Genomic DNA, 14,665 nt, shown 5'->3' with positions numbered 1-14,665 from the left:
CGGGCAATGAAAAACTAAATTATTTTAAATAAAATAAGTAAAATGGTCAAATCCGTATGCATGCTGATATGTGCGCGCAAAGATTTCAGTGCTAATTTTAGGTGAGAGCGCACGGTTTCGGGTGATATATTTAGCTTTTCTCCCACTTTTTCATATTTAAGGTCCTGCATGCGGCAAAGTTGATAAACAAGTTTTTGTTTAGGGGGCAGCATGGCAATACCCTCATTTACAATTTTTCTGGTATCATTTAATAAAATCTGGTCTTCTGTATCAGAATCAGCATATTCAAATCCTTCATGCAATGGTTCAATATGTAAATTCTCCAAATTCTGTCGGCGCATCATATTCAAACATTTGTATTTGGTAAGCTGAAGAAGATAGGCTTCCAGATTCCTTATATTTGTTAGATTGTCCTCTAAACGCCATAGCTTCAGGAAAATTTCCTGTACTGCATCTTCAGCCTGCATCTCAGCATGAAGATACTGCAGTGCAATTGTATATATTCGTTTTCTATAGGCGTTATAAATAATGGAGAAGGCATGAGTATCCCCACTTGCAACTTTGGCAAGTAATTCATTTTCATTTTCGGGTAACTTATGCAACATTAATTATGATCAGAAAGTAACATCAATATTACATATTTAAATCAGCATTTCTAAAATTTCAAATCTTTTAGAGGTGATTTTTTTTTAGCGTATTACAAGAAGTTATCTAGATAAAATTAGGATGCAATATAAATCCAGGCTTCTTTCCCAGATTCGAACTGCAGTTTGACTCTTTGATAAGCATCAGTCTCGTAGCCATCCGCTGCCAGCAGTTCTTTATCTGTAATTTCGAAAATCACACCATCAATACGATCATTTGGTATTTCAGATGGTATCGCCAGAAGATGAATTTCCTGGCCACTTGTAGCAAGCACATCTTCGTCCACGATTACAATAGTCGAAAGCTTATAACCATTTAAAGTATCTTTCGAACCTTTCAATAACCGACCAAAGGTCTCCAGTTGGACTTTATCTTTTTGTAGCGTACCGTAAGAGAAAAGATATTCGTTCATTTAATCCCTCCACAAATAAGGGAAAAGTAATAAAGACACGGCCATCACCAATACGTTGATCACCAGGAGTATCCCTACCTCGTCCCAACTTACGCTTCGATCTAGCCCGTCAATTGCATTTTTTGTAAGCTTAATTAACACGACCAGCACAGGAATTATGATGGGAAAGCCAAGGATAGCCATCAACATTCCACCGTTACCAGCTTTAGATGCAATGGCAGAGATCATAGTAAAGATGGTTGAAAAACTCAGACTACCTAAAACCGTAGCCAAAAAGTACATGGGTAGATCCTGAGGTGTACGACCAAATACCATCATGTGAAAGATTAGCGCAATAACTGTAAGCACGACCATCAGTAATACATTATAAAGCGTTTTACTGATAATCAATGCAATCGGACTTGCGATGGTATAAATATATAATTGCCGGCCTTTACTTTCCTGCAAAAAACTCTTTGAAACTGCGTTTATGGATGCAAAAAGCATAATAATCCAAAACAAGGCATTCCAGGTAATGATATCAACACTTACAAAGGACAAGAAACATACAAAAACTGTAGAAACGACATACAAAAGCACGCCGTTTAAGGCATATTTCGAGCGCCACTCCAGCAGCAATTCCTTTTTAACTAAGTGTTTTACCTGGCTTCCTAAATTCATTCAGCCGCAAAGATACTATTTCGCTTTATATCCAACTAACTCCGGTGTCAAAATCCTAGCAACAACAGGAGCTTTAGAAATCTGGTCAGCACCAACCTGTAGCGGCTGTTTACGAACTTGCCCATCCATATCAACAGTAATTAATGGATAATCACCAACAACATTTAAAGCTGGATTAGCTCCTTGAAGATGGAATGTTCCCGTAGCATTGCGAACCAATTTAGGGTCCAGAATTTTATAAGCACCTTCGGGTATACTTCCCGGACCTTTAACCTTATAAATAACGTTACCTTCCCATTTTGGATTAGCAAATGGACCATTTATAGAAACAGCATCCTCACCACCCTGAATTAAATTATTAGCAATAGTTACCGATGTTGCACCCAAACCAATTGGTGTTCTAGGCGTTAAACTGATATTATTTTTATTGTTTACCAATGTATTAAAGGCAATTAAAATCCTATCAGGGCGATCATGAGAAGTAAGTGGAGCACCATCAGCCACTTCAGCACCACCATTACCAATGTTAATTGCCACATTACAATCCTCAAAATAATTACTATAAATAATATGGTCATCCCCAAAAATCCGTAATCCAGGTGTTTTGGTGAAATAGTTACCATACACTTTATCAAAATTACCATGTCTTAAGGTCATTTGAGCTTTGCAATCACGGACAGTATTATACCGAATTGTTACCGCAGACGATTTAACCGAAAGCAACTCATTTTCCCCCTCGCAGTTCTCAAACAAGTTATATTCAAAAACACTGTTGCTCGAGGAAAGACTAAAACCACTTAAACCAAACTGTACAGCCTCTGCCCCATTTCCAGTTTGTTTAGAAAAATTGTGGAAATAATTGTGGTGAATCCACAATCGCTCCGCTATCTGTTTACCTACTCCCCTAACGCCAATAAACTTACCCAAAGCATTTTTATTCTGAAAAGTATTGTAGTCAACCTGATGGTCATTTCCAATAATGGATAAGTAATTACCTTCACCCACCGTTTCAAAAATATTCCTTGTCCATTGGCAAAAACTGCTTCCGGCTGCTATTTCATTTTTACCAGATGCATTTGTAAACTTAAACCCACGTATAATTACATAAGTTGCTGGGTTTTGAATACTCAAGCCACCCGTTCCATTTATTTCTGCTCCAGCAATCGTTTCAGCAGCAATCGTAATCGGTTTAGCCGCGGTTCCTTTACTTTTCACGACAATATTATCCGTAGTGGTATAAACACCGTTCTTCAGCAAGATTACATCTCCGGCAACAGCATTATCAATCGCCTTTTGTAACTCAGCTAACGAAGCAACGGTAATTGTCTTCGCAAAACTGGCCGCAGGATTGCTTAACATTAAAATTAGAAGAAGGCTACAAGCGCCAAAAAGCTGCTTTTTCAAATGGTTTGTAATGGTCAATATCATAATTTGGTGGTTCCAATAAGTTGATCAAGTTAGCTTTTCTTAATTTACATATTGTCAGCTAAATATTCATATCATTGTATTATAATGGCAAATCAATATTGTACAATCGTAGATAGCCCGATAGGTGAGCTAAGCATTTTTGCAGATGATGACTTTGTAAACAAGATCACCTTTAAGAAGACAGACGCCTCAGGTTTAACGGAAAACAAAGTTACAAAGCTTGCCGGCTTGCAATTGGCCGAATATTTCGAAGGAAAACGTCAATCCTTCAACCTACCAATTAGCCAAAGCGGAACAGATTTTCAACAAATAGTATGGCAGGAACTCACTACGATTAAATACGGAACAACGATTTCCTATCTGCAGTTCTCTACCCAATTAAATAATGTACTTGCCATACGGGCTATCGCGGCTGCAAATGGAAAAAATGATCTGGCAATCATCATTCCCTGCCACCGCGTAATTGGTAGCAATGGTAAACTTGTTGGTTATGCTGGCGAATTATGGCGCAAACAATGGCTGCTGGATCATGAACGGGAGATTAGCCAACAAGGCCAAATGACTTTAAGATTTTAATGGCTAAATTTTAGACAAATGAACGAATATCTCGACATTGTATTAAGAAGTCTGGCAGTATACGCCTTCATGCTTGTAGCGATCCGCTTGACCGGCAAAAAAGAACTTTCGCAGTTAAACACTACCGATGTAGTTTTAATCCTACTCATCAGTAATGCGGTACAGAATGCTATGGTAGGCAGCAACACCAGCCTTTTGGGTGGACTGGTTGCTGCTGCAGTATTATTTGCGCTAAATTATCTGCTAAAAAAGCTGATGTTTAAGAACGAAAAATTCAGAAACCTGATCTCAGAAAAGCCTGAAATTCTAATTCACAATGGCAACCTAGACTTTGCAAAACTCAGCAAACTTGGCATCACCAATGAAGAACTCCAGGAAGCCATCAGGGAGCATGGTATAGAAAAATATAAGGATGTAAAGCTTGCCATTATGGAAGCCGATGGAAACATCAGCATCATTAGCGGAGACGATAGCTTAAAACAAACTCAATACAAACGAAAAAGAAAACACAAATCGCTTAGCGATTTAAACTAACCAATTTCGGTCTTCTAACCGTAATCATAACCGTTGCTCCGGCCAATATCACAAACCATCCCCATTTAAACTTCACTAAACCAGAGGCAAAGCTAACCAGCTTTTTAAAATGAAGGAAGCCAAATGATTCCATTGTTTTAAACTGAATACCAGCAAGAGAAAGTACCACCAAAGCAATAACTGCCCATCCTGCAAATTTCACTAAACCCGCTTTTTCTTTAAATGCGCCAATCAAACCAATTACAACCAGTATATAAAAAGTAATTGCCAACGTTTGATCTACCTGAAAATAATTCCAGTTTCCTAAAATAGGTACACGCACCAGTGGACACATGCCACCAATAGCCATAATGATGGCACCTACAATCCCCTGAATTTTTATCATTACCCCTGTGTATTGATACCCATTTTATCGGCAAAATGCGCACAATAATCACGCAAATCTTCTACGATTAGGTTCTCGCCAGTAGCCTTTAAGAAGCTATCACCCATAGTTTGCAAGGTCTCATAGAAAAAACGCTTCATCTCATCAACAGGCATATCTTTAGTCCACAAATCAATACGCATTGAGTTTTTATAGTTATGATCCCAAAGTGCTAACATCATAGATTTTACAGGTACTTGTTCTTTAGTTTCGGCATCTGTAGATTCCCAAAGGATATTGTCTGGCACATTATTGTCATCCAGTTGAACTGTGATTTTGATTTCTGCTTGTTTCATTATATTATACTAACTTTTATTATAAATATTAAAATGACGATGAAGACGATTAAGACGCCTTCAATTACCCATAGTTTTTTAAGGCTTGGAATAAACTTTCTAAAGATCTGATCAGATATAAAAGCAATGATAGCTGTCAAAAAGCAAAACCCAGAAAGCAGCCAGGTAACATCTACATGTTGAGGTCCGCTATCTTTTTTATTAAGCAATACCATCACAGCAATAACCAGGGCCAAAGCCGAAACGATATTAAGCGGGGTAAGTTTTACTTTCAATCTTCTTTACTTCTTACTTTTAAACTTCTTTTTCTTCCAGTTCGGCTGCTTATTGGTTTTATTCCTTGCTGCATTAGCTATAGCTGCAGCATGTTTTTTCTCGTGGAAAGCCCCTTTAAATTCAGGATCCTCTCTACGCTTCTGATCATCAATAGCACGCGCAATAGCCTGTTTCTCTTCGTAAGGAGTTTCCTCCACAAAAACTTCGGCAGGCAAAGGTACAACAGGAATCTCTTGTCTAATCAATTTCTGTATTTTCTCAATGTAATATTTCTCAGCAGGGCTACAGAAAGTTAAGGCATCACCTTTAGCGTAAGCCCTTCCCGTTCTGCCAATCCTATGTACATAATCTTCAATAATGATAGGCACATCAAAGTTGATCACATGACTAACCTCAGTTACATCAATACCTCTCGAAGCCACATCTGTAGCAACCAACACCCTTACATTACCTTCTTTAAAAGCATTAATGGAATTGATTCTGGTATTTTGCCCCTTGTTAGCATGAATAACCCTTACTACCTCTTCACCAAAACGACGGGTAATAAAGCTATATATATTATCCGCAACTGTTTTAGTCTTACAGAAAATGATCAGTCGTTTAACCTCCTCATCATTTTTCAATAAGTGTTGCAATAAATTGATCTTTGTTTTAAAATTAGGCACCTCGTACAATACCTGTGTAACTGTTGCAGCAGGTGTAGCCTGTGCGCCAACCTCAATAATGGTTGGATTCTTCAAGAAATCACCAGCTATTTTCTGTACCAGATCACTCATCGTAGCAGAGAACAATAGGTTCTGTCTGCGACGCGGAACAATTTCCAAAATCCTATGTATAGAACCAATAAAGCCCATATCCATCATTTTATCCGCTTCATCTAATACCAAAAACTTTAAGTATTGGGTATTGATGTGTCCAGCTAAATAGATATCAAGGAATCTACCTGGTGTAGCGATGATAATATCCACTCCAGCTTTGATTTGCTCAATTTGAGTTTTAGGGCCGATACCGCCAAATACCACAACAGAACGTAAATCTGTATAAGTAGAAAACATCTTTGCGTGTTCTGCGATTTGCATAGCCAGTTCCCTGGTTGGTGCTAAAATCAATGCACGTGCCGCATCCCCTTGGGCATACTTCAACTGCATTAAAATAGGTAACAAATAAGCAGCAGTTTTTCCGGTTCCTGTTTCAGCAATTCCAAAAATATCCTGTCCGGATAACACTGGTGCAATTGCTTTTTCCTGTATTGGGGTAGCAGTAGTAAACCCTGCATCCGCTACAGCGTTTAGTATTTGCCTGTTGAGGTTAAATTCCTCGAATTTCTTGGCCATTTTGCAAAAATAGACAAAATTTATTTACTAGCTCCTTGTATTTAGCCACCACGTCATCCTGAATTTTTCAGTAGTACTTATTTTACCTATTGTCATCAAGAGCGTTGCGCGGTTTATTTCAGGACCACGAAAGAGAAAGATAAAGAATATTTTATTTAAGTTTGAACCATGAACACCATTCTGATAAAAGCAGCTTCAATTGTAAATGAAGGGCAAATTATTGTTGCCGACCTACTCATCAAAAACGGACTTATAGAAAAGATCGCTCCAAACATCGATACTCCTGCTGATCAGGAGATCAATGCAGAAGGCTTACACCTTTTCCCTGGAATGATTGATGACCAGGTACACTTCAGAGAACCGGGTTTAACACATAAGGCCGATATCTTTACGGAAAGCATGGCTGCAGTAGCCGGTGGGATCACCTCTTTTATGGAGATGCCCAACACTGTACCCAATACGCTAACCCAAGAATTATTAGCAGATAAATATGCCATCGCATCAGAAATGTCCCTGGCGAACTACTCCTTTTTTATGGGAGCTTCCAACAATAACCTGGAAGAAGTACTGAAAACAGATCCTAAAAATGTTTGCGGGATTAAGGTATTCATGGGCTCATCTACCGGAAATATGCTGGTTGACAATGAGAAAGTATTAGAAAACATCTTTAAAGAAGCGCCAATGTTGGTTGCTACACATTGCGAAGATGAGCAGACCATACAACGTAACCTTGCCGAATACAAAGAAAAATACGGCGAGAACATTACAATTGATATGCACCCGCTCATCCGTAGTGCCGAAGCATGCTATAAATCTTCTTCAATGGCAGTAGAACTAGCAAAAAGATACCAGACACGTCTGCACATTTTACATATTTCCACAGCAAAAGAGGTTTCACTTTTTGACAATAAAACACCGCTTGCGGATAAAAGAATAACTGCTGAAGCCTGCGTACACCATTTGTGGTTTGACGATCAGGATTATGCAACAAAAGGCAACTGGATAAAATGGAACCCAGCTGTTAAAACTGCAACAGATAAAGCCGGCATTCTAAAAGGTGTGCTAGATGGCTATATCGACATTATCGCTACTGACCACGCCCCGCATACTATAGCAGAAAAGGAACAACCTTATTTACAGGCTCCATCAGGCGGACCATTAGTACAACATGCCCTACCAGCACTTTTCGAAATGTACCACCAAAATAAAATATCCTTAACGCAAATAGCCGAAAAAACCGCTCACAACGTTGCTACCTGCTTTAACATAGATAAAAGAGGCTTTATTAGAGAAGGCTACTGGGCTGATTTGGTTCTAGTAAATCTTAATGATCCTTTTAAAGTAACCAGAGCAAATGTGCTTTACAAATGTGGCTGGTCGCCTTTTGAAGGTCAAACTTTCCAGGCTGAAGTTACACACACTTTTGTATCAGGAAACCTGGCTTACCAAAAAGGCCGATTCACAACCCAAGAAACGGGAAAACGTCTGTCCTTTAATCGCTAATGAATACTAGCTACCCGCCAAAATTAAAGCAGTTTACCTTACTGTTCATCCTTTCGGCGATGGTATATGCTTTTGGATTCAACGAACAATGGGTAGAGCATTTGTATGTTCGGGGGACTTATCCAATCACATCGGTCGTACAACGTTACATCAGTAGTTTCCTTCCTTTCGCGCTGGGCGATTTCCTTTACCTCCTGCTGATCCTTTATGTCATCAGGAGTTTATATCTTTTCTATAAAAAACTAGTACAAAAAAGAATAAAGCGGAGCGACCTGCTCAATATTACATTGCAGGTCCTTAGCTTTTTTTTGGTCCTTTATCTGGCTTTCAAATTACTTTGGGGACTTAATTATTCGCGTTTCCCCATTGCGAAACAACTAGCGATCAGCGATGAAAAATACACTACCCCACAATTGATTTCGCTGGGTGAGTATTTCATTGGTCGACTAAACAGCCTTCAACACGTAAAAAAGCAAACGTACACCGTGCCTCAATTGCAAGCAAAAGCCAAACTAGCTTATGATGTTATGCAGCAGAAAAACAGCTTGTTTATTTACCATACTCCGGCAGTAAAGCCCGTATTAAACAGCTGGATAATTACCAAAATAGGTATTGAGGGATATTATAGTCCGCTATCGGGCGAAGCCAATGTAAACATGCGCCTACCACTTACCTCTCTCCCATTTGTAACCTGCCACGAAATTGCTCATCAGTTAGGCGTAGCAAGAGAGGATGAGGCTAATCTTGTTGGTTACCTCGTAGCCAGTAGCAGCAGCGATCCATATTTCCAGTATTCAGCAGTCTATGAAGTATTTAAAAATATACTATTCGAGATCAGACTAAAATCACCAGATGATTACGAACGTCTTTACAAAACCATAAACGCAGTAACCATAAGTGATTTAAAAGCCGATAGAGACTTCTGGCAAAAGTATAATAGCAATATGTTTGCTTATATGGACGTCGCTTTCGACAGATTTTTAAAGCTAAATAGTCAACCAAAAGGAACCGACAGCTACCAAGATATTGTATTGTGGCTGTATAATATCCACAAAAAAGACGTCAATAATTAATACAATTAGGCTATAGTGATTTTATCTCCTCTAAAGAGAGACCAGTGGCTTCAGCGATAATGTTAAGATCGATTGCTTTATTCTTGAAGTTGCGGGCTATTGTCCTCTTTTCCTCTACAGCTTTAGCTCGCTCTAATTGGCGGCCTTCCTTGAAACGTCTGTCTAGTAATATCTCTTTGACTCCCATAGGTGTAGTCCTTCCTGTTAGTTTTTGAACTTCTTCTTCAAATTTAATCATCATTTCCGGGTTTTCAAAATTCACATAATACACAAGAAAAGCCATAATCCTTTCATGCTTTACTTTATCTAGCTTTCTTTTAATTAATTCACTTGTCAAATCCATTTTGATGGATTTTAAACCTTCGTCATCAATTTTCTTGTTTTTCAAAGCCATTAAAACTGTAAGCGCGACCACAGCAAACGGATTAGGATTTGCGCGTAACGTTTCTTCATCTTGGTCTAAAAGCTTATAAGTATTAAACTCATAACTCAACCTCGTACCCAAATACTCTTCCTTGTATATTTTTGGATGGTAACTTTTTACATCATCTATTAAAATAGCAAAGGCAGTGATGGAGACATTATGTTTGTCCTTGGCTCGGTAAAAGTATCGAAACATCCTAGAGCCTAGCTCTTCGTGCCCTTTACTGCCTTGTATTTCCACATGCATCAATATGAATTTAGAACCTCCGGCTTTTAAATGAACTTTTACCAGTTTATCTACAAATCTTACCCCAGCGGCATTCTCTTCTGGTGGAAATAGTCTGTTAAACTCCTTGTCAAGAAAAACGAATTTCTTTTTAAAATCAAACAAGTTATCAGCATCCGGAAAAAAAAACCGCAGAAAATCTTCAAAAACATCCGCTAAAATTCCCTTCCAAAGTTCATCATCCCTCCTTGGGGATTTTCGTTTGGGCTTTTGTTTTGATATTGGTTGCGCAATCACACTTATTTCTTCCCGCATCTATTCCTAATAAAATCCTTAGCAAAAATACCGAGATCACCCTTTATAAACTTTACTCGAATAAAATCCCGCGTAATCCGCAGTCAAAATCAACACTTGCAAAATAAAAGACGTTTCCCCTACCTACAACCACCACGACACAAAACAAAATACCGAAGTCATTTAAAGGTATAGGCCTTACCAGAACAGCTAGAAATTAAAAACAACCGCAAAACATTACAACCTTAAAACAAAATAAACCCGAAACATTCCTAAATTTGCCAGACTATGGCAAAGATATCCATTAACCTGGCAACAGGTTCACTACAAAAAGAAGAAATCATCGTTGGAATTGATTTAGGTACAACCAATAGTTTAGTAGCCTTCATCAATCCCGATAAAAACCCACAAGTAATTAATGATACTGGAAAAGGCCTGTTAGTGCCTTCAATCGTGCATTTTAACAAAACGGGCGATACACTTGTAGGTAATGAAGCCAAAGAATTTCTGACAACAGATCCAGAAAACACCATATTTTCTGTAAAACGATTACTGGGTCGCTCTTATAAAGATGTAGCTGGCCATCAGGATACATTCTCCTACAAAATCATCGACGATGAAAACGATTCGCTGGTAAAAATCAAAGCCGCAGATAAATTCTATACCCCAATAGAATTGTCTGCAGAGATTTTAAAAGAATTAAAAGCGCGCGCAGAACATGCCTTAAAAACACCAGTAAATCGTGCAGTAATTACGGTTCCAGCCTATTTTAACGACAGTCAGCGTCAAGCCACCCGTGATGCGGGTCGCTTAGCCGGATTAGATGTTTTAAGGATCGTTAACGAACCTACTGCTGCCAGTTTAGCTTATGGCATAGGTCTCGATCCTACCCAGCAAAAAACCATAGCAGTATACGATTTGGGTGGTGGAACATTTGATGTATCCATCCTATCTATCCAAAATGGCATATTCGAAGTCCTATCCACCAATGGAAACACCTTTTTAGGTGGTGATGATTTTGACCGCGCGATTGTACATTACTGGATAGAAAAAAACAAAATAGACACAGCTCAACTGGCCCAAAACCCTGCTTTAATGCAAACATTAAGGCTAAAAGCCGAAGCTGCAAAAAAAGCGCTAAGTACCCAAAACCTGTTTAATGAACAAATGGGCGACATCTGGTGTACCATTGATAGACAAACATTTGAGCAATTAATTACACCTAAGGTTGCTGAAACCATCAACTCCTGCAAACAAGCATTGAGCGATGCCAAATTAACGATAGCAGAAATTGACGAAGTAGTGTTAGTTGGCGGATCTACCCGCACCCCATACGTTAAAAAACAAGTAGAAGATTTCTTTGGCCGTCAGCCACATGATCAAATCAATCCTGATGAAGTTGTAGCCCTTGGTGCAGCTATACAAGCTGATATCCTTGCAGGAAACCGTTCAGACATCTTATTGTTAGATGTAACACCACTTTCGCTAGGTATCGAGACCATGGGCGGATTAATGGATGTTATCATTCCAAGAAATGCAAAAGTTCCAACCAAAGCAGGTCGTCAGTATACCACTTCTATCGATGGACAAGTAAACATGAAGATCTCTGTTTTTCAGGGAGAGCGCGATTTGGTACAAGAAAACAGAAAACTGGCAGAGTTTGATCTAAAAGGAATCCCTGCTATGCCTGCTGGCTTACCAAAGGTCGATATCAACTTTATCCTAAATGCAGATGGCATACTTACCGTTCAAGCCATCGAACTGCGCTCTGGTGTAAAACAAGAAATAGACATCAAGCCAAGTTATGGCTTAACCGATGATACAGTTGAAAAAATGTTGGTAGACAGCATTACCCATGCTAAAAGCGATGTTGAGCAACGAATGCTTATTGAAGCCCGTAGTGAAGGTGAGCAACTGGTTTATACAGCAGAACGTTTCATTGAAAAACACGCCGTATACCTTACCGAAGCTGAGATCAGCGAAACAAAAACATATATTGAAGCCCTAAGAGCCGCCTTAACCAAACCAGAGAAAGACGAGATTCTTAAAAAGGCTGACGAATTAAATGAATTTACCCGTCCTTTTGCCGAAAGAGTAATGGATGTAGCTGTTTCTTCGGCTATGAAGGGAAAAAGTATCGAATAAATAACCAGGCAATACGCTTGTTGATATAGGTTTACAGTAATGAAACGAACATTTCTTACTGTAAGCCTTTTTTTTGTCCTTATCCTGTGCAGTTCATGGGGCTTCTACGCCCATATGCAAATCAATCGATTGGCTGTTTTTACGCTCCCTGCAGCTATCAATCCATTTTACAAGCAACATATCAAATATATCACAGATCATGCTGTAGATCCGGATAAACGAAGGTATGCAGATACTTTAGAGGCGGCAAGACATTATCTGGATGTAGAATTGTACGAAGCACATATCGATAGCATCCCTTACAAATGGGAAGATGCCGTAAAAAAGTACGGATTGGTTAAATTAAACCAAAATGGCATTCTCCCCTGGCAAATCCAAAAAACATACTATCAACTGGTAAATGCTTTTAAGGACAAAGATTCGCGTAAAATACTGATATATTCGGCCTATATAGGACATTATATTGCCGATGCCCATGTACCACTTCATACTACACAAAACCACAACGGACAATTGACCAATCAACTGGGCATCCATGCTTTTTGGGAAAGCAGATTACCAGAGTTATTTGCGAAACGCTACAACTATGTAGTAGGTACTGCGAAATACATCGAAAGCCCTTTAAAGGAAGCGTGGAAAATTGTAAAAAACACGCATACCATGGTAGATACCGTTCTTAGTTTCGAAGCAAAGTTAAGCGCGCGATTCCCAGCACATAGAAAATATAGCTTTTCGGAGCGGAAGAGTCAGGTTACTAAGCAGTATTCCGAAGCTTATTCAAAGGCATATCATGATGGAATGGAAAATATGGTAGAGCGTCAAATGCGCTCTGCCATATTATATATAGGATCTTTCTGGTACTCTGCCTGGATTGATGCCGGACAGCCAGCATTAAATTTCTAAAACGGCGAGCTTAGCTTACCTTTTCTCGTCCTCGTCTGTAAGAACTTCATCAACCACTACAACTACACTCTTCTTTTGAAATTTAGACTTTAAAGCTGCAAATACTGCAGGGAAGAAAGTAACAACAGCGATCACAATGATGACAAGATCAAAGTTCCTTTTAACGACAGGAATTTGTCCCAAGAGATATCCGGCTAGCAACAAACTACCTATCCAAGCTACCCCACCAATAATGTTAAAGAAGGTAAATCTGCCAAAAGGCATCTTTGCCACACCAGCTACAAAGGGAGCAATGGTTCTAAAAATAGGTAAGAACCTACTAAAGATGATTGCTTTACCGCCATGTTTCTCAAAAAACTCATGCGACTGATTATAGTATTCTAGTTTGAGAATCTTGTTTCCGGGCTTAAATACCTTAATACCGAAAAAGCTTCCCAATTTATAATTTAAAGAATTACCTGCGATTGCCGCCACAATCAACAACAACATCATTAACCAAATACTTAAGCCAGTGTTTCCACCTGCAATAAGGGCTCCCATCGCAAATAACAGCGAATCGCCTGGTAAAAATGGGGTAACCACGAAACCTGTTTCAGCAAAAATGATTAGAAAGAGGATAGCGTAAGTCCAGGTACTGTAATCTCTGATGATCTCTTCCAGGTGCTTATCGATGTGCAGGAGGAAGTCTATTAAAAAGCTGAAAAATTCCAAATCTTGTAAATTAAGCCCAAAAATAAAAATATCATGGCAATAACCATGATATTTTTAAGAATAGAAATGTCATAATTGAATTATAGCGAATAAACTAGTTCTGCTCAAAGATATGGCCGATTAACTGTTTATTGGCGGGATCAGTGTTTCCATCAATCCAAATCGTATAGCTTTTACCAGCAACAACAGCACCATCATAATCAACAGCAGTAAGCCAGCCAGTCGCAGAAAAAGAAAACTTTGCAGCTGCATCAACTGGAAAAAAGTCTGAGACACCAAAATATGCTAAGGAAGGAACCAAATTAGTACCAGCGCTAGAAATTGTCATGTTACCATTTAAAGTACTGTTAAAATTAACAAACCTCACATTTGCTTTACCCGCAGGAAGTGTACTCTTGCCATCGCCTAAAAATGCTAAAGCTTTTTTGCCGTCCGTAGTTAAATAATAAAAAATCGAATACTTATCACCGATAGCAATATCTACCTGAGCCCCTGTATTCGCAGTTGTAGTACCTGCATCATTTACATTAAAAGCATTTGCCCCTGAAATAATCGTAAAATATTCAGATGTATTGCCATAAACAAGTGGAGTTGTGCTTTTCTTGGTTCCGTTCACATAAAAATCTTGCGCTAAGGCTCCGTAAAATGCGTTTATGTACCTTACTTTCGCCTCTCCAACAGGTAATGGTTCAATATCATTTTTCTTGCTACATGAAGCGAGCAGCATAATGCTCGAACAAGCAATCATAAAAGCCATCCTGGTCTTTGATGATAATAAAAAAAGTTTTTTCATTGTGCTTAA

At 38.8% G+C, this 14,665-nt stretch carries 17 protein-coding genes; 6 read left to right on the top strand and 11 right to left on the bottom strand.

Annotated elements, in window-relative coordinates; all coding sequences use genetic code 11:
• Positions 1 to 14: 14 nt before the first annotated feature.
• The 4 genes from EZ444_RS05440 to EZ444_RS05425 form a co-directional block, all read right to left on the bottom strand.
• Positions 15 to 605, bottom strand: a complete 591-nt coding sequence (locus EZ444_RS05440) for an RNA polymerase sigma factor (protein ID WP_131607704.1) — start codon at positions 603 to 605, stop codon at positions 15 to 17.
• A gap of 116 nt (positions 606 to 721) precedes the next feature.
• Positions 722 to 1,057 (bottom strand): gamma-glutamylcyclotransferase family protein, encoded by a 336-nt coding sequence (locus tag EZ444_RS05435; RefSeq protein WP_131607703.1) that lies wholly within the window; start codon positions 1,055 to 1,057, stop codon positions 722 to 724.
• Positions 1,058 to 1,717, bottom strand: coding sequence for a heme exporter protein CcmB (locus EZ444_RS05430; RefSeq protein ID WP_131607702.1), 660 nt, complete (start codon positions 1,715 to 1,717; stop codon positions 1,058 to 1,060). It lies immediately after the preceding gene.
• A gap of 15 nt (positions 1,718 to 1,732) precedes the next feature.
• Positions 1,733 to 3,076: a polysaccharide lyase 6 family protein gene (locus EZ444_RS05425; protein WP_131607701.1), complete on the bottom strand. Its 1,344-nt coding sequence runs from the start codon at positions 3,074 to 3,076 to the stop codon at positions 1,733 to 1,735.
• Positions 3,077 to 3,229: 153 nt separating this feature from the next.
• Between EZ444_RS05425 and EZ444_RS05420 the strand changes: the two genes are divergently transcribed.
• The gene (locus EZ444_RS05420; protein WP_131607700.1) at positions 3,230 to 3,721 is read left to right on the top strand and encodes a methylated-DNA--[protein]-cysteine S-methyltransferase; all 492 of its coding nucleotides are present in this window, start codon (positions 3,230 to 3,232) and stop codon (positions 3,719 to 3,721) included.
• An 18-nt stretch (positions 3,722 to 3,739) separates the two neighbouring features.
• Positions 3,740 to 4,255, top strand: coding sequence for a DUF421 domain-containing protein (locus EZ444_RS05415; RefSeq protein ID WP_131607699.1), 516 nt, complete (start codon positions 3,740 to 3,742; stop codon positions 4,253 to 4,255).
• Here EZ444_RS05415 and EZ444_RS05410 read toward each other — a convergent pair.
• The 4 genes from EZ444_RS05410 to EZ444_RS05395 are packed head-to-tail and all read right to left on the bottom strand — an operon-like array spanning position 4,239 to position 6,585.
• Positions 4,239 to 4,640, bottom strand: a complete 402-nt coding sequence (locus EZ444_RS05410; protein ID WP_225874643.1) for a hypothetical protein — start codon at positions 4,638 to 4,640, stop codon at positions 4,239 to 4,241. The two genes, EZ444_RS05415 and EZ444_RS05410, sit on opposite strands and share 17 nt — an antisense overlap.
• On the bottom strand, positions 4,640 to 4,975 hold the full coding sequence (gldC, locus tag EZ444_RS05405; protein WP_131607698.1) for a gliding motility protein GldC: 336 nt from the start codon (positions 4,973 to 4,975) through the stop codon (positions 4,640 to 4,642). Before gldC ends, EZ444_RS05410 begins: the two co-directional genes overlap by 1 nt.
• Positions 4,975 to 5,250: a hypothetical protein gene (locus EZ444_RS05400; protein ID WP_131607697.1), complete on the bottom strand. Its 276-nt coding sequence runs from the start codon at positions 5,248 to 5,250 to the stop codon at positions 4,975 to 4,977. Before EZ444_RS05400 ends, gldC begins: the two co-directional genes overlap by 1 nt.
• A gap of 6 nt (positions 5,251 to 5,256) precedes the next feature.
• The gene (locus tag EZ444_RS05395; RefSeq protein ID WP_131607696.1) at positions 5,257 to 6,585 is read right to left on the bottom strand and encodes a DEAD/DEAH box helicase; all 1,329 of its coding nucleotides are present in this window, start codon (positions 6,583 to 6,585) and stop codon (positions 5,257 to 5,259) included.
• A 168-nt stretch (positions 6,586 to 6,753) separates the two neighbouring features.
• Between EZ444_RS05395 and EZ444_RS05390 the strand changes: the two genes are divergently transcribed.
• The gene (locus tag EZ444_RS05390) at positions 6,754 to 8,088 is read left to right on the top strand and encodes a dihydroorotase (RefSeq protein WP_131607695.1); all 1,335 of its coding nucleotides are present in this window, start codon (positions 6,754 to 6,756) and stop codon (positions 8,086 to 8,088) included.
• Complete coding sequence (locus EZ444_RS05385) at positions 8,088 to 9,161, top strand: DUF3810 domain-containing protein (protein WP_131607694.1); 1,074 nt, start codon at positions 8,088 to 8,090, stop codon at positions 9,159 to 9,161. Before EZ444_RS05390 ends, EZ444_RS05385 begins: the two co-directional genes overlap by 1 nt.
• Before the next feature lie 10 nt (positions 9,162 to 9,171).
• Here the strand turns inward: EZ444_RS05385 and EZ444_RS05380 are convergent, their stop codons facing one another.
• Positions 9,172 to 10,125, bottom strand: coding sequence for an RpnC/YadD family protein (locus EZ444_RS05380; protein WP_225874642.1), 954 nt, complete (start codon positions 10,123 to 10,125; stop codon positions 9,172 to 9,174).
• Positions 10,126 to 10,392: 267 nt separating this feature from the next.
• Here EZ444_RS05380 and hscA point away from each other — a divergent pair, with 267 nt between their 5' ends.
• Together hscA and EZ444_RS05370 are read left to right on the top strand one after the other, a co-directional pair.
• Entirely contained in the window at positions 10,393 to 12,249 is a 1,857-nt protein-coding gene (hscA, locus tag EZ444_RS05375; RefSeq protein ID WP_131607693.1) for a Fe-S protein assembly chaperone HscA, read from the top strand.
• A gap of 39 nt (positions 12,250 to 12,288) precedes the next feature.
• Positions 12,289 to 13,152 (top strand): zinc dependent phospholipase C family protein, encoded by an 864-nt coding sequence (locus EZ444_RS05370; protein WP_131607692.1) that lies wholly within the window; start codon positions 12,289 to 12,291, stop codon positions 13,150 to 13,152.
• Positions 13,153 to 13,167: 15 nt separating this feature from the next.
• Here EZ444_RS05370 and EZ444_RS05365 read toward each other — a convergent pair whose 3' ends face one another.
• Both EZ444_RS05365 and EZ444_RS05360 read right to left on the bottom strand, forming a co-directional pair.
• The gene (locus EZ444_RS05365; RefSeq protein ID WP_131607691.1) at positions 13,168 to 13,863 is read right to left on the bottom strand and encodes a DedA family protein; all 696 of its coding nucleotides are present in this window, start codon (positions 13,861 to 13,863) and stop codon (positions 13,168 to 13,170) included.
• A gap of 94 nt (positions 13,864 to 13,957) precedes the next feature.
• Positions 13,958 to 14,656, bottom strand: coding sequence for a DUF4397 domain-containing protein (locus EZ444_RS05360; RefSeq protein ID WP_131607690.1), 699 nt, complete (start codon positions 14,654 to 14,656; stop codon positions 13,958 to 13,960).
• Between the last annotated feature and the right edge of the window lie 9 nt (positions 14,657 to 14,665).

It is taken from the genome of Pedobacter hiemivivus (genome assembly GCF_004331685.1).
GTDB classification, from domain to species: domain Bacteria; phylum Bacteroidota; class Bacteroidia; order Sphingobacteriales; family Sphingobacteriaceae; genus Pedobacter; species Pedobacter hiemivivus.
This window is presented reverse-complemented; position numbering and strand designations above follow the sequence as displayed.